21 protein-coding genes and 2 riboswitches are annotated in these 23,502 nt (G+C 39.3%); of the genes, 4 read left to right on the top strand and 17 right to left on the bottom strand.

The window, feature by feature from the left end:
- Positions 1 to 430 precede the first annotated feature (430 nt).
- Together OXPF_RS01870 and OXPF_RS01865 are read left to right on the top strand one after the other, a co-directional pair.
- Positions 431 to 646, top strand: a complete 216-nt coding sequence (locus tag OXPF_RS01870) for a helix-turn-helix domain-containing protein (RefSeq protein WP_054873523.1) — start codon at positions 431 to 433, stop codon at positions 644 to 646.
- A 24-nt stretch (positions 647 to 670) separates the two neighbouring features.
- Positions 671 to 1,426: a Fic family protein gene (locus tag OXPF_RS01865; RefSeq protein WP_054873522.1), complete on the top strand. Its 756-nt coding sequence runs from the start codon at positions 671 to 673 to the stop codon at positions 1,424 to 1,426.
- A gap of 589 nt (positions 1,427 to 2,015) precedes the next feature.
- On the opposite strand, the gene OXPF_RS23585 is transcribed toward OXPF_RS01865, so the two are convergent.
- From OXPF_RS23585 to OXPF_RS01820, 11 genes are all read right to left on the bottom strand, one after another.
- Positions 2,016 to 2,159, bottom strand: a complete 144-nt coding sequence (locus tag OXPF_RS23585; RefSeq protein WP_423230552.1) for a hypothetical protein — start codon at positions 2,157 to 2,159, stop codon at positions 2,016 to 2,018.
- A 142-nt stretch (positions 2,160 to 2,301) separates the two neighbouring features.
- A complete protein-coding gene (locus OXPF_RS23580) occupies positions 2,302 to 2,442 on the bottom strand; it encodes a P-loop NTPase fold protein (protein WP_152967680.1) in 141 nt (46 codons plus the stop codon).
- 155 nt (positions 2,443 to 2,597) lie between these two features.
- Positions 2,598 to 4,133, bottom strand: coding sequence for a glutamine-hydrolyzing GMP synthase (gene guaA, locus OXPF_RS01860; protein WP_054873521.1), 1,536 nt, complete (start codon positions 4,131 to 4,133; stop codon positions 2,598 to 2,600).
- 12 nt (positions 4,134 to 4,145) lie between these two features.
- Positions 4,146 to 5,603: an IMP dehydrogenase gene (gene guaB / locus OXPF_RS01855; protein WP_152967679.1), complete on the bottom strand. Its 1,458-nt coding sequence runs from the start codon at positions 5,601 to 5,603 to the stop codon at positions 4,146 to 4,148.
- A gap of 84 nt (positions 5,604 to 5,687) precedes the next feature.
- Positions 5,688 to 5,789: riboswitch (purine riboswitch) on the bottom strand.
- Positions 5,790 to 5,855: 66 nt separating this feature from the next.
- Positions 5,856 to 7,271 (bottom strand): nickel pincer cofactor biosynthesis protein LarC, encoded by a 1,416-nt coding sequence (gene larC, locus OXPF_RS01850; RefSeq protein WP_054873519.1) that lies wholly within the window; start codon positions 7,269 to 7,271, stop codon positions 5,856 to 5,858.
- 13 nt (positions 7,272 to 7,284) lie between these two features.
- Complete coding sequence (gene larB / locus OXPF_RS01845; protein ID WP_054873518.1) at positions 7,285 to 8,046, bottom strand: nickel pincer cofactor biosynthesis protein LarB; 762 nt, start codon at positions 8,044 to 8,046, stop codon at positions 7,285 to 7,287.
- A gap of 5 nt (positions 8,047 to 8,051) precedes the next feature.
- Positions 8,052 to 8,864, bottom strand: a complete 813-nt coding sequence (gene larE, locus OXPF_RS01840; protein ID WP_054873517.1) for an ATP-dependent sacrificial sulfur transferase LarE — start codon at positions 8,862 to 8,864, stop codon at positions 8,052 to 8,054.
- A 355-nt stretch (positions 8,865 to 9,219) separates the two neighbouring features.
- Positions 9,220 to 10,842 carry a chaperonin GroEL gene (groL, locus tag OXPF_RS01835; protein WP_054873516.1) on the bottom strand — a complete coding sequence of 541 codons (1,623 nt, stop codon included), beginning with the start codon at positions 10,840 to 10,842 and terminating at the stop codon, positions 9,220 to 9,222.
- Positions 10,843 to 10,862: 20 nt separating this feature from the next.
- Complete coding sequence (groES, locus tag OXPF_RS01830; protein WP_054873515.1) at positions 10,863 to 11,147, bottom strand: co-chaperone GroES; 285 nt, start codon at positions 11,145 to 11,147, stop codon at positions 10,863 to 10,865.
- Between the two features lie 240 nt (positions 11,148 to 11,387).
- The gene (locus tag OXPF_RS01825; protein WP_054873514.1) at positions 11,388 to 11,825 is read right to left on the bottom strand and encodes an ACT domain-containing protein; all 438 of its coding nucleotides are present in this window, start codon (positions 11,823 to 11,825) and stop codon (positions 11,388 to 11,390) included.
- Between the two features lie 4 nt (positions 11,826 to 11,829).
- Complete coding sequence (locus tag OXPF_RS01820) at positions 11,830 to 14,025, bottom strand: AAA family ATPase (protein ID WP_054873513.1); 2,196 nt, start codon at positions 14,023 to 14,025, stop codon at positions 11,830 to 11,832.
- 186 nt (positions 14,026 to 14,211) lie between these two features.
- A riboswitch (cyclic di-AMP (ydaO/yuaA leader) is annotated at positions 14,212 to 14,334 on the top strand.
- Here OXPF_RS01820 and OXPF_RS01815 point away from each other — a divergent pair.
- Entirely contained in the window at positions 14,335 to 14,907 is a 573-nt protein-coding gene (locus OXPF_RS01815) for a cell wall hydrolase (protein WP_054873512.1), read from the top strand.
- 121 nt (positions 14,908 to 15,028) lie between these two features.
- Here the strand turns inward: OXPF_RS01815 and OXPF_RS01810 are convergent, their stop codons facing one another.
- From OXPF_RS01810 to OXPF_RS01800, 3 genes are all read right to left on the bottom strand, one after another.
- Positions 15,029 to 15,898, bottom strand: a complete 870-nt coding sequence (locus OXPF_RS01810; RefSeq protein WP_054873678.1) for a DNA-3-methyladenine glycosylase family protein — start codon at positions 15,896 to 15,898, stop codon at positions 15,029 to 15,031.
- A 94-nt stretch (positions 15,899 to 15,992) separates the two neighbouring features.
- Positions 15,993 to 16,325 (bottom strand): thioredoxin, encoded by a 333-nt coding sequence (trxA, locus tag OXPF_RS01805; protein ID WP_054873511.1) that lies wholly within the window; start codon positions 16,323 to 16,325, stop codon positions 15,993 to 15,995.
- Between the two features lie 5 nt (positions 16,326 to 16,330).
- Positions 16,331 to 17,203 carry an NAD(P)/FAD-dependent oxidoreductase gene (locus OXPF_RS01800; protein WP_054873510.1) on the bottom strand — a complete coding sequence of 291 codons (873 nt, stop codon included), beginning with the start codon at positions 17,201 to 17,203 and terminating at the stop codon, positions 16,331 to 16,333.
- Positions 17,204 to 17,457: 254 nt separating this feature from the next.
- On the opposite strand from OXPF_RS01800, the gene OXPF_RS01795 reads away from it, so the two are divergent.
- Positions 17,458 to 18,099 carry an HAD family hydrolase gene (locus OXPF_RS01795; RefSeq protein ID WP_054873509.1) on the top strand — a complete coding sequence of 214 codons (642 nt, stop codon included), beginning with the start codon at positions 17,458 to 17,460 and terminating at the stop codon, positions 18,097 to 18,099.
- Between the two features lie 177 nt (positions 18,100 to 18,276).
- Here OXPF_RS01795 and OXPF_RS01790 read toward each other — a convergent pair whose 3' ends face one another.
- The 3 genes from OXPF_RS01790 to OXPF_RS01780 form a co-directional block, all read right to left on the bottom strand.
- Positions 18,277 to 18,759 carry an LURP-one-related/scramblase family protein gene (locus tag OXPF_RS01790; protein WP_054873508.1) on the bottom strand — a complete coding sequence of 161 codons (483 nt, stop codon included), beginning with the start codon at positions 18,757 to 18,759 and terminating at the stop codon, positions 18,277 to 18,279.
- A gap of 43 nt (positions 18,760 to 18,802) precedes the next feature.
- The gene (locus OXPF_RS01785; protein WP_054873507.1) at positions 18,803 to 19,207 is read right to left on the bottom strand and encodes a C-GCAxxG-C-C family (seleno)protein; all 405 of its coding nucleotides are present in this window, start codon (positions 19,205 to 19,207) and stop codon (positions 18,803 to 18,805) included.
- A gap of 401 nt (positions 19,208 to 19,608) precedes the next feature.
- Positions 19,609 to 23,391, bottom strand: a complete 3,783-nt coding sequence (locus OXPF_RS01780; RefSeq protein ID WP_054873506.1) for a phosphoribosylformylglycinamidine synthase — start codon at positions 23,389 to 23,391, stop codon at positions 19,609 to 19,611.
- Between the last annotated feature and the right edge of the window lie 111 nt (positions 23,392 to 23,502).

The raw sequence follows: 23,502 nt of genomic DNA, 5'->3' as shown, positions 1-23,502 counted from the left end.
TCATACCTTGACTTTACCTAAATACTTTTTTCTGCAAAAAATAAAAAGGCATAACATAAATGTTGTGCCTTCTGGCAACGATATAACCGTTCATTGGCCATATTTATAATATTATTTTTTACTGATTAAAAGTCTTTTAGATAATTTACCCAGCCATTTCTATGGCAAGCCGCAATTTCGTATCACGGTTATGCTGTAATTATATCAACTAACATTATTTTGTGTCAATCAAGTGCTTCCATTTGCGATAAAAATTACAATATTTTGACTACATTCTTTGATGTATACCGATGGATTCAATTTCAATCATGCGGTAAACTTTACTCCGATGAATTTCAGTGATTTTAACGTTTTTAAATAAATATTAAATATATTTGTTGATTACTTAAATATATTCGTTTATAATGAAGTTATGAAAGGAGTTGATGCCGTGGCAGTGTCTGAACAGCTTAAAATCCTTTGTGTAAAACTGAACATCAGCGTCTCTGAGCTTGCCCGGCTATCCGGAAAAAGTCCGCAAGCTTTCAGTCAGAAAATGAAGCGCGAAAGTTTCACTGTTGATGAATTAAAGCAAATTGCCGAATCATCAGGCTGTAAATATATAGGAGCCTTTGAATTGCCTAATGGCGAGAGGGTAGAATATTAATGGATTGGAGGATGGTGATTCTGAATGAAGATAATTGAAAAAATCGACCGCTGCCACGAGGCTATAAGTGCAGTTCGTCCCTTTGAAGGACACATGTTAAAGCAACTTAAGGACTACTACCGTATCGGTCTTACCTGGTCTAGTAATGCCATAGAGGGAAATACCCTTACCATCAGTGAGACTAAAGTAGTACTTGAAGACGGTCTTACCGTTGCCGGCCGGCCGCTTCGGGATTTATATGAAACGGTTGGTCATGGAAATGCTTATAATTTCATGTTCACCTTAATAAGAGAAAATCGTATTTCTACGACAGATATAAAAGCTATGCATCGACTGTTCTTCAAGGAGATTGACGAAGAGAATGCCGGCATCTGGCGTAAGGAGCCAATCATAGTCACAGGGACTGATTATGCATTCCCGCATCCGGGCGAATTGGATGGGCATATGAGTGAACTTGAAGACTGGATTGCGAAGGAACGCAGCAAATATCACCCTGTAACCTTTGCCGGACTGCTTCATCTCAAGTTCGTAAGTATCCATCCGTTTATTGATGGAAATGGCAGAGCCAGCCGCCTCATCATGAACCTTGCGCTCATTCAGGACGGCTACCAGCTGGCTATCATTCCTCCGGTACTCAGAGCGGAATATAACGATGCTATACGACAGTATCAGAACAAAGGAAATCCTGAACCCTTCTGTGATTTCATCGCTGAGCGGGTGTATGAGACGCAAAAAGAAATCATGCGATTGCTGCACATCCCTTTACCTGATATAAAATAAAAAAGCGAAAGGATTCTGCAATTTTGCGGGTGAAAATCTGACCTTGAATTCGGGTTGTCATGCTGATGTCGGTTTTTTACCAGATACTAATCCTTGGCGGTGTCATTTCTTTACAACGTTTAAAAGTCAAACCTCGAAAAATCATGATTTTTCGAAATAGTATATTTTTAGCGCTATAGATAAAAATATGCCCTGTAAATCTTTTAAAATCAAGGTTTACAGGGTCCTTATCCAGCTATTCCCACTCGCAAATTCAAAGCTTGTTCTAAACAATTCTGTTCAGATTCCATGATAGGTTTTTACTCCATTTGATACCAGTTATCCACCTTCTACGGGGTTCACTGATATTGTGTGTGTTATCAACTTGATTGCTCTGTGAATATACTCTATGTGCTTTGATTCACCGTTACCCTAAGCATTTACTCCTTCAACAACCCTTCTACTCTAAGATATTCTAGAAATTTGTTGTGTATATGCTTGTCTTCGTTCATCAATATCTGCTTCGGAAAAGTTTTCCTTTTACGTCAATTGGCGATACTCTTTAATTATACTTGCGGGATGCACTTTCCCTTTCGCATCGGTATACCCATTATAGTATTTTCTTATCTTCGAATCTATAATCTGATGCGCGGATGTTAATGGATTTCTCAAGCAGAATCTTGTTGCCTAATTCTTCAAGCTTTTCAGGATTCCGAAGTTTGTTTCCCTTGTTGTGCCGCTCTTTAGCATAGATATGCTCAATGTCAAAGCCGCTGCTATCAGAGGGCGGCCGTTTTTGTCCCTCAAACGTAAACGCATACCATGTAATCAGTGACCGCGTTACTCTAATTCTTCCATATTAAACAGAGAATTGTCAACTTCTCTTCTGCTAATTTTTATATTGCACTGACCAACCGGAAAATTAAACAAATTTGTTCATTAGAAAGTCTATCAATATCATCAATTACTGCCAAAATTCTCGAATCTAATTCTCTTAACGGTTTTTCTACTTCTTCTTTTCTAGGACAGTTTAGAATGGCGCTTTATATAAACACAAAAAGAGCTAACTGGCACTCAAAATCAGTTAACTCTTTTTCTATGAATAATATAATAGTATTGTCAAAACGTTGCCATAAGGTTATTGCTAGCCTTACAAACCCACTTGTATCAAGTGTTTACAACGTTTATGGTATCATTCCCACTCTATTGTTGCCGGCGGCTTACTGGTGATATCATAAACCACTCTGTTTACGTTTGGTACTTCGTTTACTATTCTGCTTGAAATCAGGCCGAGTACTTCATAGGGAACCTTTGCCCAGTCGCTGGTCATGCCGTCGGAGCTGGTTACGGCTCTTAGGGCTATTGTGTAGGAATAGGTCCTTTCATCACCCATTACTCCTACGCTTCTTATGTTGGGAAGGCAGGCAAAGTACTGCCATATTTCCCTGTCCAGGCCTGCTTTTGCAACTTCTTCTCTTAATATTGCATCGGCCTCGCGGACAATATGAAGCTTATCTTCTGTGATGTCACCTAATACCCTTATTGCTAGGCCCGGGCCCGGGAAGGGCTGTCTCCATACTATGTGTCTTGGAATTTTAAGCTCTTCTCCCACTTTTCTTACTTCGTCTTTGAATAATGTCCTCAAGGGCTCGATTAGCTTTAGGTTCATGTCTTCGGGAAGGCCGCCTACGTTGTGATGGCTTTTTATTGTTGCCGCAGTTTTTGTTCCGCTTTCAACAACGTCAGGATAAATGGTTCCCTGTACAAGGTAATCTATGTCACCAAGCTTGTTGGCTTCTTCCTCAAATACCCTTATGAATTCTTCGCCTATGATTTTTCTTTTCCTCTCAGGGTCGGATACCCCTTCTAATTTCTTTAGGAACCTGTCTTTGGCATCAACCCTTATAAGGTTCATATCAAACTGGCCCTTAAAGGTCTTTTCTACTTCATCGCCTTCATCTTTTCTTAATAGTCCATGGTCGACGAATATGCAGGTGAGCTGCTTTCCTACAGCCTTGTGAACCAGGACTGCTGCAACGGAGGAGTCAACTCCGCCGGAAAGTGCGCATAGTACTTTTTTGTCTCCTACTAAGGCTTTTATATCCTTAACCTGCTCATCGGTAAAGGAACCCATGTTCCAATCGCCTTTTAAGCCGCATATTTCAAATAAAAAATTCTTTATGATTTCTTTCCCCATAACGGTATGTTCAACTTCCGGATGGAACTGTACACCGTATATGCCCTTTTCTTCATTTTCCATTGCCGCAACGGGACAGGTGGCTGTTGTTGCAGAAATCCTGTACCCTTGGGGGATGGTGGAAACATGAAGGGTATGGCTCATCCAGCAAAGGGATTCTTCATCTATATCCTTAAAGAGCTTGCTGGACTTATCAAATTTTATATTGGTTCTTCCGTATTCCCTGGCTTCACCCTTTTCAACCTTACCTTCAAACAAATGGCCGATTAACTGGCAGCCATAGCATATTCCAAGGATGGGTATGCCAAGTTCAAACACTATTTTATCTATGGTTGGAGCACCCTCGTCATGTACGCTGCTGGGCCCTCCGGTGAAGATAATGCCCTTGGGGTTTTTCTCCCTTATTACTTCAACAGTTGTATCATAAGGTAATATTTCGCAATATACGTTATTTTCTCTTACTCTTCTTGCAATGAGCTGGTTATACTGACCTCCAAAGTCGATTACCAGCACCAGTTCTTTTTTATCCATATTATTCCTTCCTTAAATACCGGCAGTGTAGTTTGGTGATTCTTTTGTTATCTGAATATCATGAGGATGACTTTCTCTTAATCCGGCTGCAGTAATTGTAATGAATTTAGCGTTGGTTCTCAAATCCTCTATGGAAGCTGCACCGCAGTAACCCATGCCCGAGCGAAGGCCTCCCACCATCTGATATACAGTGTCTGCAAGAGGTCCCTTATACGGCACTCTTCCTTCAACGCCTTCCGGCACCAGCTTTTTAGCGTTTTCCTGGAAGTATCTGTCACGGCTTCCGCTCTGCATAGCTCCTAATGAGCCCATCCCCCTGTATACCTTAAAGCTTCTGCCCTGGAATATTTCAGTATCTCCGGGGCTTTCGGCAGTTCCTGCAAAGAGGGAGCCTATCATTACAATACTGGCTCCTGCAGCAAGGGATTTTACTATGTCCCCTGAATATTTAATTCCGCCGTCGGCTATAACAGGTATTCCGAATTTATCGGCTTCTTCCGCACAGTCAACAATTGCGGTAACCTGGGGAACGCCCACTCCTGCAACAACTCTGGTTGTGCATATGGAGCCGGGGCCTATTCCTACTTTGATACAATCTGCTCCTGCATTTATCAAGTCTCTTGTAGCTTCAGCAGTTGCAACATTACCTGCAATTACCTGCAAGGTTGGATAAGCTTCTTTGATTCTCGATAAACCTTCTATTACTCCTCTGGAATGGCCATGGGCAGTATCCAATACAACTACGTCTACCTTTGATTCAACTAGGGCTTTAACCCTATCCAGCATATCTGCGGTTACGCCTACTGCTGCTCCTACAATAAGCCTGCCGTTACTATCCTTGGCAGAATTGGGGAACTCGATGGCTTTTTCTATATCTTTTATTGTAATTAGTCCTCTCAGATTGAAAGCATCGTCTACCAAAGGCAGCTTTTCTATTTTATATTTTTTTAAAATATCTTCTGCCTTAGCTAATGTGGTATCCTCAGGAGCTGTGATAAGATTATCCTTGGTCATTACTTCCTTGATATATCTTGTGTAGTCTGTTTCAAATCTTAAATCCCTGTTTGTTAAGATGCCTACCAGTCTTCCGCTTTCGGTAATAGGTACGCCGGATATTCTGTATCTTGACATCAATTCCAGAGCATCGGACACCTTGTGGTCAGGTGATAAGAAAAAAGGGTCAGTAATGACACCGTGTTCGGATCTTTTAACCTTATCAACTTCTGACGCCTGGTTTTCTATGGACATATTCTTATGAATGATGCCTATTCCGCCTTCTCTGGCCATGGCTATTGCCAGCCTGGCCTCCGTAACGGTATCCATACCGGCACTCATGATTGGTATGTTGAGTTTTATTTTTTTAGTTAAATATGTTGAAGTGCTTACATCCCTCGGCAGGACTTCTGATTTTTGGGGTACAAGCAGTACATCGTCAAATGTCAGTCCTTGTTTTAAAAATTTGCCGCTAATTTTAATCACGTCTCCTTTCATTATTTATTCCGGTATTATATAGGATTACAAAAAGCACACAGAATATGAGTATCGCTGTGTGCAAAAAAACACTTGGACACCCATAGACGAGTAATTTACGGTTACTCAGTAGAGACTCCCGAACCATATTATCAGGATTATATGGATAGCATTCACATAATATTTAAAAAATTTAAATGTATAATGCATATAATTTTAGTTGTTAATGGATTCTTTGTCAAACACTTTTTATTAGAAAACATTTCTTTCAATTATGTTCAAAGATTCCTTAACAGCCTCGTTATAAACCTCTTTTACAGGAATTCCTGATTTTAATGCAGTTTCTTTGACATCTTCGTATTCGGGAGCAAAGTTTGAGAGAACTCCTTTTCTGTAGGCAGCCTTTATGCTAATTTCACCGTATTTTGTATCTACTTTAAAAATTTTTCTCTCCAATACTTCCCGCTCTACCGAATATTTTCTCAAGCCTATGGTTGAGGTTTCTGAAAAAATTATCTCAGATAATTTATCAACGGTTTCTTCCTTTGCTATAACAGAAAGCTTCACTGCCGGCCTTCCTTTTTTCATGATTATGTTTGTCAAAAATACGTCCAAAGCACCGGCATCAAATAATTTTTTCATAGTATATTCGTAAAATTCGCTATTCATGTCATCGATATTGCATTCCATCATTACTATATTACTGTTTTTTTTTACGTCACCTATGATTACTCTCAGAAGGTTGGGGATTTCAAGGTCTTTTTTCCCTGTTCCGTATCCGGTTTTCTCAACTACCATGTTAGGAATAGGGCCAAAGTCGGTGCAGAGAGTGGAAATTATAGCGGCACCTGTTGGTGTCACAAGTTCTGTTTTTATATCTCTTGAATAAATGGGAACCCCTTTTAAAAGCTCCAGAGCTGCCGGCCCCGGAACGGGTATTATCCCATGCTGGGATTTAACAAAACCCATGCCCGTATTTACCGGAGAAGCTGCAAAAGCTTCAATATCCAGCATATCGATGCAAATCGCACAGCCCACTATATCAACAATGGAATCTACTGCGCCGACTTCATGAAAATGAACCTCTTCTACGGGTTTTCCGTGAATTTTTGCTTCGGCAACAGCCAGCTTTTTAAATATATCCTTTGATATTTGTTTTGCCCTTGGACTTATTGTACTGTCATCGATGATTTTTTCAATATCACCAAGGTTCCGGTTGTGGCTGTGAGTATGTCCGTTATGACTATGCTCGTGATCATAGGCATCATGGGCATGCTCGTGGGTATGAAACTCACCGTTATGCTCATGTCCGTGGTTATGTTCCTCATGAGTATGACTGTGTCCGTGATCGTGGGAATGATTATCGTGACTATGTACATGTTCGTGACTGTGGTCGTGAGAATGCTCAGCTTCATGTTCATGGCTATGGTGGTCGTGGTCATGAGCATGTTCATACTCGTAGTGGCCATGTTCATGGAGTATAACATCAACATCCGTACCCTCTATGCTGTTTTTGGCTGCCCGTGAGAATTCCAGGGTATATCCGCCGATGTTTAATTTTGCAAGTTCCTTTTTAAAATCTTCTATATTTATGCCGCAATCAATCAAAGCTCCCAGAGTCATGTCTCCGCTTATCCCTGAAAAACAATCAAAATATAAGGTCCTCATTTTTAACCCTCTCCTAAACTCTACTTTCTCCCAGTTTATTAATCATCGAAGCAAGATATCCTGCCCCAAATCCATTATCTATGTTCATAACACCTATACCGCTGGCACAGGAATTCAGCATGGTCAAAAGTGCAGACAATCCTTTAAAGTTGGCACCGTATCCTATGCTGGTGGGAACTGCAATCACAGGCTTGTCAACCAATCCCGCCACTACGCTGGCAAGGGCGCCTTCCATTCCTGCAACCACTATTAAAACCCTGGCGTTAAAAAGCACATCGGTATTGGACAGCAGCCTGTGTATTCCGGCTACTCCCACATCATAAAGGCGCTCTACGGTATTTCCTAAAACCTCAGAAGTTATTGCTGCCTCTTCTGCCACGGCAATATCAGATGTTCCGCCGGTTACCACCAATATTTTGCCTTCTGTTTTTCCTATTTCTCTTTTTTTAATAAAGCATATCCTGGCCAATTCATTGTAAATCACTGAATCATCAACTTCTTTTATGGCGTTGTACACTTCAACTGATGCCCTGGTAGCAAGTATGTTGGAATCGCCCTTTAACATTACCCCGACGATTTTCTTAATATGCTCAAGGTTTTTGCCTTCACAATATATGACCTCGGGATATCCTACCCTTAAAGCCCTGTGGTTATCCACCTTTGCAAAACCGATATCTTCAAAGGGCATTTTTTTAAGCTTCAATAATGCTTCTTCCGTTGAAACATTTCCACTGCGTACATTTTCAAGCAGCGCTTTAAGTGAATCAGTTTCCATATGCATCACTCCTTGTTCAAGGCTTCGTTCATGCTCCCTGTCCTGTAGCCTTTTATGTCCAAAGTAACATAATTAAATCCTATTTCTTTAAACTTGGATGCTGTCTCATCCATTAAATTCAAAGAAAAAAATTTCTCTCTCTCATTAGGTGCGACTTCTATTCTGGCAATTTCTCCATGATGCCTTACTCTTACCTGTCTGAAGCCTTTATCTAAAAGGTACTGCTCAGCAATGTCTATCATACCAAGCTTTTCCCTTGTTATTTCCTGTCCGTAAGGAATCCTTGAAGAAAGACAAGCAAAGGATGGCTTATCCCAGGTAGGAAGATCCATATCCTTTGACAATGCTCTAATATCTGCTTTATTAAGCCCGGCCTCAAGTAGAGGACTTCTTACTCCTAATTCCCTTGCCGCGTCCATTCCCGGACGGTAATCTCCTTTGTCATCAACATTGGCACCGTCTATTATATATTTAAAGCCTTCTTCTTTTGCGGTTTGAGAAATTTTTGTAAACAATTCTTTTTTGCAGTGATAGCACCTGTCAATGGGATTTTGAGAGAATCCGTCTATGTCAAGCTCCTCGGATACAATAACCTTATGCTTTATTTTGTTATTTCCAGCAAACATAATAGCTTCATTCATTTCTCTCTGGGGAAATGCCGCCGAAGAAGCTGTGATTGCCATAACCTTGTCCCCTAAAACATCCGAAGCAACTCTAAGCAAAAATGTACTGTCAACCCCTCCGGAAAACCCAAGTACAACGCTTCCCATTTCTTTTAATATTTCTTTCAGTTTATCGAGTTTTTCATTTATGCTCATAAAATACCTCCCACATAACTTTCTAAGTTAGCTGTTGCATTTGAAACACTGCATACGTTGTTTCAAATGCAACAGTCCCTTTCATCTATTCTAATATTATATACAACTTATATTAAAAAGAATAGGCTTAATTAAGTTAATGATACCTAAGTTGAAGCCCTAACTTTATTTGTGTCCCCTTTCATTATTTCTCCCCGTTCCTAAATACTAAAGGGTCTGAAATGAAAAGAGGGCGGACATTGTTTGTACCCCTGAAGAAATAATGTTACACTGAATAATGTTAAGGGACACTCTTAAAAGAGTGTCCCAACTTTATGTGTCCTTTGGTTCAGTTAACTTTTTATTTGATTTTATTTTAGTACATTCCGTCCATTCCGCCGCCTGGCATTGCAGGTGCAGGAGGATTCTTTTCAGGTATGTCAGCAACTACGGATTCAGTGGTTAAGAATGTTGCTGCAACGGATGCCGCATTCTGAAGAGCGGATCTTGTAACCTTTGTCGGGTCAACGATACCGGCTTTAATCATATCAACATATTGTTCTTTAAGTGCATCAAAGCCTACGCCTTCAGGGCTGGTGCTTACTTTTTCAAGTATTACAGAGCCTTCCAAGCCTGCGTTTACTGCTATCTGTCTTACAGGTTCTTCAAGAGCGCGTTTTACGATATCAATACCTGTTTTTGTTTCTCCCTCAGCGCTTAATGCTGCAACTGCCTTAATGGCATTTACATAGCAAGTTCCGCCTCCGGGTACTATTCCTTCTTCAACAGCTGCCTTTGTAGCTGCCAAAGCATCTTCAATTCTTAACTTCTTTTCCTTTAATTCAGTTTCGGTAGCTGCACCAACCTTGATTACTGCAACACCGCCTGCTAATTTGGCAAGTCTTTCCTGAAGCTTTTCTCTGTCATAGTCGGAAGTAGTTTCCTCAATCTGTGACCTGATTTGAGCTACTCTGTCCTTGATAGTCTTCTTATCGCCTTCACCATTTACGATGATTGTATTTTCCTTTGTTACTTTAACCTTTTCTGCTCTTCCTAACATGTCAATTTTAGTATCTTTAAGTTCATAGCCTAATTCTTCGGTTATAACTCTGCCGTTAGTGAGTATTGCTAAATCCTGGAGCATTTCCTTTCTTCTGTCGCCAAAGCCGGGAGCTTTAACGGCAACGCAGGTAAATGTTCCGCGGAGTTTGTTCAATACCAATGTTGAAAGGGCTTCGCCTTCAACATCTTCAGCAACTAGCAGGAGTTTCTTGCCCTGCTGTACAATCTGTTCAAGAACAGGAAGTATTTCCTGTATGTTAGCTATCTTCTTATCGGTAATAAGTATATATGGGTCATCCAATACAGCTTCCATCTTTTCTGTATCAGTTACCATGTAAGCAGAAATATATCCTCTGTCAAACTGCATACCTTCAACAACATCAAGTTCAGTTCCCATGGTCTTGGATTCTTCAACGGTTATAACTCCGTCGTTTCCTACCTTTTCCATAGCATCTGCTATAAGAGTTCCTACGCTTTCATCGGATGCGGATATTGCTGCAACTCTTGCGATATCTTCTTTACCGTTTATAGGCTTGCTTATTTTCTTTATTTCATCAACTGCCACATTAACAGCCATGTTTATTCCTGTTCTGATTTGCATGGGGTTTGAACCGGCTGCCACGTTTTTCAAACCTTCTCTTATAATAGCCTGTGCAAGAAGTGTTGCTGTTGTAGTACCGTCACCGGCAACGTCGTTAGTTTTTGTAGCGACTTCTTTAACAAGCTGAGCCCCCATGTTTTCAAAGGGGTCTTCAAGCTCAATTTCCCTTGCAATTGTAACACCATCATTTGTTATAAGGGGTGCACCGAATTTTTTGTCTAATACAACATTTCTTCCCTTAGGTCCTAAAGTTATCTTTACAGTATCGGCAAGCTTATCAACGCCTTTTTGCAATGAACGTCTTGCGTCTTCGCCAAATTTAATCTGTTTTGCCATTATATTTCCCTCCTATAGAATTATTCTACTACTGCCAATAAATCGTCCTGTTTTAAAATTGTATATTCTACTTCGTCAAACTTAACTTCTGTTCCGGCATATTTTGAGAATATTACTTTATCTCCTACTTTAACCTGCATAGCAACTTCTTTGCCTTCAACTATACCGCCTGGGCCTACTGCAACTACTTCAGCCATCTGGGGTTTTTCTTTGGCAGTACCGGGAAGTACTATTCCGCTCTTTGTTGTTTCTTCGGCTTCAATCTTTTTAATAACAACTCTGTCACCTAATGGTTTAATATTCATTGTAACCCTCCTTATAAATTATGTAAATTTTATTTAAAAATCATTTTGTTAGCACTCACCATACGCGAGTGCTAATTACAATATAATATTAAAAAAAAGGTACAGTATTAGCAAATACTGCATACCTTCTAAAAATGCCCTATTTTCCCATACTTTATTATTTTTTCAATTTATCATAAGAATATACCGTATTCCTTAAATTCTCTTAGTTTTACTATTTTTTAATAATTTTTAATATATTCAAGACCTTGATAATATATCTATTTTTCTAACCTCATCGATGTTTCTGAGGCTGTTTATAAGGTCTTCCACGCCTCTTGTCATCTTTACTGTCTCCATAGAAATCACAATGAGCGCCATACCGTTTATGGGTATGTTTTGATTTATGGTAAGAACATTTGCCTGGCTTTCGGCGATAGTCTCCAATATGTTTGATAAGACTCCGGGAACATGCTGAACATTAAGTGAGAAGGTGACTATTTTTGCCCTTTTGTTTTCATAAAACTCGAAAACGCTGTCCTTGTACTTATAATATGTACTCCTGCTTATATCCACATTTTTGCATGCCGTGTTTATGGACATCTTCATATCCGTTTCCAGAAGCTTTTTTACTTCTACTACTTTTTTGAAAACCTCCGGCAGTACAGAGCCTTCTATTATATAATACTTGAGCTCCATTACATCACTCCCTCATTTTTATCATTCTGTTGTTTATGGTGACAGCTCCTATAATATATTCAAAGTATCTGTTGGACATTTTTTTGTTTAGAAATTTGTTCAAGGCTATGTCGCTTAAATCATAGGAATATACCGATTGCCTGAAGCTGTCCAAACCGGTGCACAGGGGCTCTCTAGTACACAGGATCTCAGGCTGTACAATGCGTCCTTTATATTCGGGGCGGCTTTTTTCGGATTTTACCACATAGCTATTATACCTCTCTTGGCTAAATTTAGAAATAATAGAATTTGCTTCTGTGTCTGTGTCAAATATCTGGTTTAAGTTTCTGCGGAATATATTCGAATACTCTATAAGCCTTTCAATGCTGTCTCTTTGCCAAGGGTTATCCTTGTTGGTATAGGCTTCACAGCTATGAGAAATTATTTTTACAGGAACAATGGAAATATCATCTGCCTGCGAAAGAACATCTGCCTCTATAACTAAAAATTCAGTGTTGTATTTTTCGAAATAGCCCTTGGCCTTTATATCTGCCTGCAGCTTCATTAACACTCTGTCATTTAAGACTATTTCTTCCCTATATATAGAATAAGCCATAGCCGGACTGTCTCCTTTAAAATATCCGGCGGCACACAATTCGTCCCTGCAGATTATCATAATAATGCTTTCACTTGAAAATCTGGGTTCTATTATTACCTTGTCAAAGCTTCTTTCCTTGTAATACTTCATTGAGTTTTGAAGCTGGCTTTCCAAGCTTTCATTATTTATGGAAGGCAAAATCGGCGGAATATATATTATCCATTTGATAATATCTTCTTTTGCTCTTAAAGTATCAACGGTATTTCTCAATTCTGCAAAATCAATTTTGATTTTGTGATCGTGTCTGTCTCTTAAACTCAAAGATTCTTTATAATCATCAAGTTTAATCTCCCGTTCCATCTCCTTTTGTTGCCTGCCTCCACGGTAATAGGTTCCCTGGGATTGGACTGAGACGAGCCCCTTTTCGGGATATCTCAAGGCAGTCAGGCTTCCTCCCATGCTAGCGCCCTGGTCGATATTTATGGTATTATTGACAAAAACCGCCTTGGAAACGGGAGTATGTCCGTAAACTATCATAGGTTTTCCGTAATAATTCGCTGCCCAATCACCTCTTATAGGAAGCCCTTTATCGTCAACTTCCCCCGTCACATCGCCGTACAGTACAAAATCAATTATTTTTTTTGACAGCTTTCCAATCATTTCTTCCTTTATTCCTGCATGGGCTACAACAAGATTGCCATTGTCCAGCATCAAATAAAGAGGAGAATTTTCATATAGCTCCAAAAAATCATTTTTAATTTTCTTTGCTTCGCTTTTTTCAAGCTTTTCGTATTCCTTGACCGTAGTTTCCAATCCATTCTTTATCTGCACCTTGCTGCCTTTTAAGTATCTGTAAAATTTATTGCAGTGATTTCCGGGTATATAAAGGGCATTTCCCGAATTGACCATATTGATGACGGTCCTTATAGTATCCATTGTCCTTGGTCCTCTGTCCACGATATCACCTGCGAATACAACCTTTCTTCCGTCAGGATGGCTGTATTTGAATCCATTTTTTCTGTAACCAAGTTTGTCTAGGAGCATTTCAAGCTCGGTACAGCAGCCGTGAACATCGGAAATTATATCAAACAAAGCTTTATCTTCAGTTTCTATATTATAGGAAACAATTTCATGTTTGAAATCATCGGCATCATTCTCATTCAGTACGATCACTTTGTCAAATCCCTCGTTTTCAACAGATTTTAAAGATTTAAGAAAAGCAGCATATTGTTTTTCTATAACATAACGCGACACCTTTCTTTGTCTTAAATTATTTCTTTCAATGGCAATTTCAGTGGATATATCAAATGCCAAGAGAATAGAATAATAATTATTGTCCTCTGCCAGGTCTAAAAGCTTTCTTCTTGCCTCGTGAGATACTGCCGTCGAGTCTGCAACCACTAATTTTTTAAGGTTCATTCTCTTTTTTATAATGTAATAAAAAAGTTCAAAGGCCTCTTTTGATACTTCCATATTCTCTTCATCATCGGAAACCAGAGCCCTGCATCTGTCAGAAGATACAACTTCAGTATCCTTGAAATTTTTAAGCGCAAAAGTAGACTTACCGCATCCGGCAATGCCGCAAAGCACAATAAGGGAGGTTGCAGGAATCTCAATCTTCATATTGCTCCACCTTTCACATAATACTTACCGTGAATTTCGGCCATTGCCCGGAGTAATTCTAAAATTACAGCTTATATAATAATTCTACGTCAGTTAGGTTAATTTCATCCATATTATATGAACAACATAATTCAAAAATAAAAAATATAAAAGTCTTTTTCGAATATTTTTCTTAAAAAGACACATATTAAGAATAAGCCGAAGTTTAATAAAACACGGGGGAACCAAATTTGGGGTGAATCGCGAAAGCGTAGGTTATGCCTTTACCGAACCCGTCAGCTAACCTCGTAGGCAAAAGGGGGTATACACATGAAAAAAAGAGTATTTTTACTCGTTGTTGCAGTGCTAATCGGATTAGGATCAGGCAGTGCATTTTGCAGGGATTCAAAGGACGATGACAGCACCTTCATCAAAATATTCACGCCATATCATAATATGAAAAGTGTCAATGTTCCTTCTGAAAATTCTTTGTCCGTTACAGCCTTTAAAAGCAATGAATCAAATAATTTCAAGTATGAACTTACAGATGATGAAGTTGAGCTTATTGCGAAGGTTGTATATGCTGAAAGCAAAGGTGAACCCTTCATTGGAAAAATAGCTGTTGCCTCTGTTATAATCAACAGGCTGTCGCATCCTGAATTCCCCAAGACTATTAAAGATGTTATATACGAAAAAAATGCTTTTTCCTGTCTGGATGAAAGGTATATGGATATAAATCCGGATGCTGAATCCTATATGGCAGTGGATGAGGCACTAAGGGGAAATGACCCTACAGATGATGCAATTTTCTATTATAATCCGAAATCTGCGACAAGTACTTGGATGAAAAATGCCACTAAAAATAAACCAACAACAATAGGCAGACATGTGTTCTTCAAATAAAAAACAAAAGCCGTATTAATTTACGGCTTTTGTTTTTTATTACGAAGTAACAAGGTTTCCGGGACCCGCTAGCAATCTTTGATTGCTATTAGCGGGTGGGGTTCTTATTTTTTTTAAAAAGCTATACGCTTATTTCCTTGCCCTTCAAATCCCTGGCATAGTAAAACAAATACTGCTGGGCAAAACCCGCTAATTTTTTAAACTTCTCCTGTCCGAATTTTTCTATTTTAGGCAGGCTGACATCTGGAGCAAGATAAAAATGCTGCATAACCCTTTTTACCCACACATCAACAGGGAAAGCCTCATAATAATACATTGAAAAAAGCAATATGCAGTCAGACACCTTAGGCCCTACCCCGGGAAGCTTCATGAGCTCATTTCTGGCTTCAGCATAAGTAAGGTTTTTCAAATTATATAGGTCTATCTCTTTGTTAATTACCATTTCCACAGTCTTTTTTATATATTTTGCCCGAAAGCCTGTATGGCAGCTTTCAAAATCCTCAACAGATGCATCTTTTAAATCTTGAGGGGAAGGAAAGGAATGATAAGTATTTCCTTTATATACAACAGGCTTTCCCCACTTTTCGGATATTTCTTTTATGGCTCTTTTAATCATGGGTATCCTGTTATTTGCAGATATAATGAATGAAATCAAAGTCTCCCATTCGTCCTGTTTTAAAATTCTTATGCCTTCTCCGAAGCCAATGGCTTCTTTTAGAGTATCATCCTCTGAAAGCTCGTTTTTGATTTTTCCATAATCCCTTCCCATATCGAAATAATCATACCAGAGACCATCAAATTCCTTCTTATCCGTATTATCCAATACAAGGGTTTGTCCATCTTTTTTCACATTAATTACTCTTCCCTGTACGACGCCGGTATAGCTTCCGTCACCTTCTTCATACCACCTGAAGCACTGGCCGCAATCAAATACATGTTTAGGCTCAAAATCCCGAATATTCTCTATGATAACTTTCCCGCCATCTTCCATAATTCTATTGTTCAAAGTAGTTCCACCTCCTTAGCCGATATAAATACATATATATTATTAAAACATAAAACCTGGCCTTACGCCAGGTTTTTAGTTATTTCAACAAAGTTTCAACAGCATTTTTAAAATCATCTCTTGATAAAAGGCCTACTGAGCCCTTTGGAGTTTCACCGCTTTTAAAATAAGCAACCGTAGGTATGCTTCTTATGCCGTATTCCATGGAAGTCTTGGGATTTGCGTCGGTATCAAGCTTGCAGAACTTTACTTTACCTTCGTATTCGGCAGCTACTTCTTCAAAAATCGGTGCAAACATTTTGCAAGGACCGCACCATGTAGCCCAAAAATCCACTACTACCGGAATATTCGATTCCAATACTTCCTGATGAAAACTATCATCTGATAAAACTACAATATTCTTTCCTGCCATATTATCTACCTCCTGAAATTTCTGATATACTCAATAATTTTTAAACCTGCAATTGCTCCCTGGCCTACTGAGACAGATACCTGTTTTATGGTGCCGGCACAATCTCCTGCAGCATACAGGCCCTTTAGATTGGTCTTTTGTTCGTCATCGACTTCTACTGTCCCGTCTTTTATTATAACACCGAGTTTCCTTGCAAAATCAACGGAAGACGCAGTGCCATAAGCAATAAATACAGCATCGAATTTTTCCTCATTACCGTCCTCAAATATAATGCTTTCCAAAAATTCTCCGCCATTTAATGATTTGAGCTTCCCTTCAAAAATCTTTACACCTTCAAAATCTACAGTCTTTTTGTTTCCGTTGGTCAAAAGGGTAATATCTTCAGTGAAATGCTTCATTTCTTCCAATTCGTTTTTGGCATATTCATTATATCCTAAGATAGCTACCTTTTTTCCTTTGTAAAAAAATCCGTCACAGGTGGTGCAATAATGGATACCTTTACCTTCAAACTTATCGATATTTTCAATGATTATGCTTTTCTTTTGCGAACCGGTGGCAAGAAGCACAGCATTTGAATGGTAAGTACCCTTCCCTGTTTTTACTGTATATTTATCGACGTAATCAAATTCCAGAGCTATAACCTGATCCTCTATAATGCCGGTGCCCAGCCTTTTAGCCTGATTTTCACCCTGTTTAAGCAATTCACTTCCGCTTATGCCGTTTTCAAAGCCAAAATAATTATCAATAAGATGGGCTTTTGATAAACTGCCGGCTTCTCCTATTATCAAAGTCTTAAGATTTGCCCTCGAGGTATACAGGGAAGCTGATATCCCCGCCGGGCCTTTTCCGATTATTATTACATCAAATACATCATTCATATGGTATACCCCCTGTAGGTATATTAACATAAAATTATTTCCAAGTCAACATATGGAATTTACTTTTTAACATAAACTTTATGTTGTTTAAAAATAAGGTATGATATAATGAATCCTGCAAGGATTCATTGTGATACGAATTTTACTATGTAAAATTCGCGATATAAAGATTTCAATTGGCACAGTCATTTGAAATCTTTTCATGATATAATTTAATATACCTTGAATGTGTGTTTATATACGGAGGAGACAAAATGTTTGATAATTTTGACGCAGTAATATTTGACATGGACGGTACATTGATTGATTCCATGTGGGTATGGAGGCGGGTAGACGAGGATTTTCTTCAAAAACGCAATATCGAAGTTCCGGTCAATCTTCAAAAAGAAATAGAAGGCAGCAGTTTTCTTGAAACCGCCCAGTATTTCAAAGACAGATTTAATCTTAATGAAAATATTAGTGATATAGTTGCTGAATGGATTTGCCTGGTAAAAAATTATTATGAAAATGTAATTGCATTAAAGCCGGGAGCCTTTGATTTTATTAATATGGTCAAGGAAAACAACTTAAAGATCGGCCTCGCCACTTGCAATTCAAGGGATTTGACCGAAATAATCCTGAAGCGTACCGGCATCGATGTCTTTTTTAATGCGGTAGTTACCGGAAGTGAGGTTACCAAGGATAAGACATGTCCCGATATTTTTCTTGAAGCTGCGGCACAGCTTGATGTGCACCCTTCAAGATGCTTGGTCTTTGAAGATACCCTGTCAGGCGTGCAAGGCGCAAAGAGAGCGGGAATGACTGCCATTGCCGTACATGATGAATTCTCTCATCCCTACAAGGAAGAAATCGCCAGTACCGCCGACAGGTATATAATAGGCTTTACGGAGATATAAAAGCGACATTCTAAAGGCATCTTATTGTGAAGAAGCGACAAGCGAGCATAGATGAAAGGTGATACAACTAAAGTTATGCCTCCGACTTATGCTGAGGCGCGGCGGTTAAAATCAGGAAGATTTTCCGGCCGATAAGCTCTTCACAATAAGGTGCCTGCTTAATAGATGTATTTTTGTTTATTTATTCTTGTTATCGTGTATAACCTGGTCAATTACTATGACCAGAGCCAGCAGAAAACCGTGATTTTCATCATCGTCTATATCCACACCATAGGTATCGGAAAAGGAGAAGAATTTTTTAGAGACTGAAGCAACAACATTTCCGTCTTTGGTTATATTAAACTCAAAGCCAAAGAAATCTCCCTCCACCTTGTATTCTCCCATTGAACTGTCTATATCAAACTTATGAGTCAAAAATGTAAACTTCTTTTTAACCGTAGCACAATGCTTTCCGTATAGGTAAATATTATACTCAGGCAAAAACTTGAAAAGCTTTTGCTCAATATATGACACCTCATTTTCCGAGGTGTCATATATCCTGAGCTTATCACCCAGCGCAAAAACCTTTCCCTTCACGATGAATTTATCGTTTTCCATTTCATCTTTTATAGTAAAATTATCTCCTATACTGAATATTTTCTGCCTTATAAGATATTTCATTTATATTTATTTACTCCTTTATAATTAATATAAACTATGCCTTTTATTTTCTCTCTCTTGAAACTATTTCATCCAGTGCTTCTGCTGCTGCATAAACTATATCCGTACATCTGATTTCATCATTCCTGTACATGGACTTTAACTCTTTGCAATTTACGGATTTCAGCTTCTCATTAAACTTCTGTATCATTTCCTTTGTTAAAGTTTTTATCCTGTCGGACTCATGGGCCTGTTTTTCTACAAACATTACTCCAAGAGCCATAATGGCGCCAGTCAGTGCACCGCAGTCGCCCTCGACAGCCATTCCCCCTCCAAAGCCTGCAGCAATCTTTAATGCTTTTTTATCCATATTTAAATCATACTCCTCGTTTGCCGCATACAAAAGAGTTTCCGCGCAGTTTAGGTCATAGCTCTTGTCATAGTACTTATTCACCATTTCCTTAAGCATTTCAATTCCCCCCATTGTTTATACACTTAATAATATATTAGCATAATGATTTTAACTGGCAAAGCCATTTGAAACCATTATCTCAGATTTATTATGCATGAGGCTGTCGCATTTGAAAACAACGCAAATGAGCATTTGTGAGAGTTCTCTCTAAAGCTCTTGGTGACTCTGCCAAAGATATTACTCAGAATTTTAGATTGTTTGAACGAAGAAAGTTTTATAATTCTTGTATCTTCAAGGCGGGGAAACTTAGAACTTGCAGAACTCAAGCACAGTAAACACAGTGCTTCACCATGATTGCTGCATAATATTTTCATTTGGACTACCAATTGGGCTTGTTAAATAAAATCAGCTTTCACACCAATTATCTTAACATTGATGTGAAAGCTGATCTCTATAAGTTAGATCTTAAAATAATCAACACCGGCTTTAAATATCTTCTGGTCCTTATCTCCAGGGATATTTGTAAAAACATTATAACCTGCTCTCTCGGAATGTCCCATTTTTCCTAATATTCTCCCGTCAGGACTTGTAATACCCTCAATTGCGCATATGGAACCATTGGGATTATAGCTTATATCCATGGTTGGCTTTCCGCTGAAATCCACATACTGAGTAGCAATCTGACCGTTCTTAACCAAGCTGTCAACTACATCCTCCGTTGCCCAGAACCTTCCTTCCCCGTGGGATACGGCAACGGTATGGACATCTCCTGCCTTTACGTTATTAAACCAGGGGGATGCTGTGGAAGCAATCTTGGTTTGAACCATACGTGATATATGCCTTCCCAATGTGTTGAAGGTAAGGGTAGGTGATGTACTGTCAATATCCCTGACTTCGCCGTACGGCACAAGGCCAAGTTTGATTAGAGCCTGGAAACCGTTACATATGCCAATCATCAATCCGTCCCTGTTTTTTAGTAAATTCATGACCGCATCCTTGACTTTAGGATTTCTTAAGGCTGTGGCTATGAATTTCCCCGAACCGTCGGGTTCGTCTCCTCCGCTGAAACCTCCGGGTATTGCTATTATCTGTGAACTTTCAATCCTTTTGCACAACTCATTTAATGTTTCTTCTATATCTTTTGGAGTAAGGTTTTTAACTACGAATATATCGGCTGTTCCCCCTGCTTTTTCAAAGGCCCTTGCAGTATCATACTCGCAATTGGTGCCAGGAAAAACAGGTATGAAAATCCTTGGCTTCATACTGGATACTCTGGGTTTAAGGCTGCTTTTTATATTTGATTCGAAAGTTTCAAGCTTTGTATCCAACGCTTTAGCCTTTGTCGGAAACACCTTTTCCAGTGGCTCCATCCAGGCATTTACAGCCTCGTCTAAATCCAATGCCATATACTTGGCTTTAATACACTTATCTTCAGTTGTATGGCCAAGCAATTTATATTCTACGTCCCTTAAAATTTCATCAAGCTTTTCTTCCTTTGGAATTTCAAGTATTATACTGCCGTAATCCGATGAGAAAAGCTTCTCTTCCTCCATATCCTCTGCAAAATCAAAACCTATGCTGTTTCCAAAGGACATCTTACTGACTGCTTCTGCAATTCCGCCGAGTCTTACTGTATATGAAGATAATACTTTACCTTTATTAATCAGCTCGGTAATCTTTTCAAAATTGAATTCTAAAACTTCAAATACAGGGAGATTATACTCATCTCTTGGGCATGGTATTAAAACAACCTGGCTGCCTTTGCCTTTGAATTCGCCTGAAATTACTTCATCTGTATTTATTAAATTAACAGCAAAAGCAACTAAAGTTGGAGGAACGTTTAAGTCCTTAAAAGTTCCCGACATGCTGTCCTTTCCGCCTATGGCCGGAATGGACAGCTTCATTTGGGTATAATATGAACCTAAGAGAGCTCCTAAGGGCTTCCCCCATTTTTCAGGATCCTTGCCAAGCTTTTCGAAGTATTCCTGAAGGGTTAACCTTATATTTTTGTAGTTTCCGCCTGCTGCCACTATCTTTGTAACGGCTTCGGTTATGGCATATACAGCGCCATGGAATGGGCTCCATTTTGCAAGCTCAGGATTATAGCCATAGCTCATTAATGTTCCGGTTCTTGTTTCTCCTTTTAGTACAGGAATCCTGGCTGCCATAACCTCCATGGGAGTCAGCTGAAATTTTCCGCCAAAGGGCATTAGAACCGTTCCTGCGCCTATGGTGCTGTCAAACCTTTCTACCATTCCCTTCTGGCTGCATACGTTAAGATCCCTTAAATTATCAAGCCATTTTTCCTTCAGGCTTTTTTGCTTTGAATCAAAATTTTCAAGCCTTGCTTTGAAATAATTATTTTCTTCTTTGGGGAGTTTAATATGGGCATTGCTGTATTGCTTTGCACCGTTTGTATTGAGAAAATCCCTGCTTATATCAACTATTTCCTTGCCCCGCCAGGTCATTTTGAGTCTGTTCTTATCCGTTACCTGTGCAACCTCAACGGCTTCCAGATTCTCTCCCCCGGCTAAAGCTATGAACCTTTCAACATCAGCTTGGCTTACGACAACTGCCATACGCTCCTGGGACTCGGATATGGCAAGCTCTGTCCCATCCAGGCCTTCATATTTTTTAGGCACTTTATCCAAATCTATTTCCAGTCCGTCGGCCAATTCACCTATTGCAACAGATACGCCGCCGGCTCCGAAATCATTACATCTTTTAATAAGCTTTGAAACTTCAGGATTTCGAAAAAGCCTCTGTATTTTTCTCTCGGTGGGAGGATTTCCTTTTTGTACCTCTGCGCCGCAGCTTAAAAGGGACTCTTCATCGTGCTCCTTTGAAGACCCTGTAGCGCCGCCGCAGCCGTCACGCCCTGTCCTTCCCCCTAAAAGAATGATTTTGTCTCCCGGAGTCGGACTTAGCCTTACGACATTGCCCTTTGGCGCAGCTCCTATAACCGCTCCTATTTCCATCCTCTTTGCAACAAAATCCGGATGATATACTTCAGAAACCAGGCCCGTTGAAAGCCCTATCTGATTCCCATAAGAGCTGTAGCCTGCCGCAGCGCCGGTGGTTATTTTTCTCTGGGGCAGCTTTCCGCTTAAGGTATCTTCTATCTTTGTTCTTGGGTCACCGCTTCCTGTCACCCTCATTGCCTGATAAACATAAGACCTCCCTGATAACGGGTCTCTTATAGCTCCGCCAAGGCAGGTTGCCGCACCTCCGAAGGGTTCTATTTCTGTTGGGTGATTGTGTGTCTCGTTTTTAAACATTATAAGCCACTCTTCATCTCTGCCGTCAACATCCACATTGACCGCAATACTGCAGGCGTTTATCTCTTCAGATTCATCCAGGTCCTTTAAATATCCCTTTTTTCTTAATTCCTTCATGGATATGGTTGCTAAATCCATGAGGCTTACATCCTTTTCTCTGTCCCCGTATACATATTTTCTGGAAGCCATATAATCAGACAAAACTTTTTCAATTACACTCTTGTATTTGCCTTCTTCAATGGATACTTCCTTTATATTTGTAAGAAATGTGGTATGACGGCAGTGGTCCGACCAATATGTGTCAATGACCCTAATTTCAGTTATGGAAGGGTCCCTCTTTTCAGTGTCTTTAAAGTATTCCTGTACGAATATTAAATCCTCCATGCTCATGGCAAGACCCATAAAAGTCATAAACTCATCTAATTTTTCCTTTGAAAAGCCGGTAAAGCCTTTTAAAACTTCAACATCCTCCGGCTCATTATAGTTCACTTCCAAAGTCTCCGGCTTTTCAAGAGAAGCTTCCCTTGATTCAATGGGATTTATGCAATATGATTTTATTCTGCCAAAATCACTGTCACTTATATCCCCTTCAATCACTATGACCTTTGCTGACAACACTTCAGGCCTTTCTTTTTGAGTAAGTATCTGCACGCACTGGGCGGCGGAGTCGGCTCTCTGGTCATACTGGCCGGGCAGGTATTCTATAGCAAATGCCCGCAAACCTCCCTTTAAGTTCAAAGCTTCATCATATACATCATCCACAGGAGGCTCCGAAAAGATGATATATTTGGATTTTTCATACTCATCATCTGTCATTCCCGAAATATCATAGCGGTTTATAATGCGTATATTATGAAGTCCGGCTATAATCAGGTTTTCTTTGATATCATCGGTTAAATTTTTTGCTTCAACGTCAAATCCCTTTTTCTTTTCCACAAATATTCTTCTGACCTTATCACGCATTTCTTATACCACCTTATATTAAAGATAATTATACACATTAATATTTACAAATAAATTGTAACATATTAATATTAATAAGGATAATTAATAGTACTTATATTTTTAATAAGG

It is taken from the genome of Oxobacter pfennigii (assembly GCF_001317355.1).
GTDB lineage: Bacteria > Bacillota > Clostridia > Clostridiales > Oxobacteraceae > Oxobacter > Oxobacter pfennigii.
Note: the sequence above shows the minus strand (reverse complement) of the source record. Positions and strands in the feature narration are given on the sequence as shown.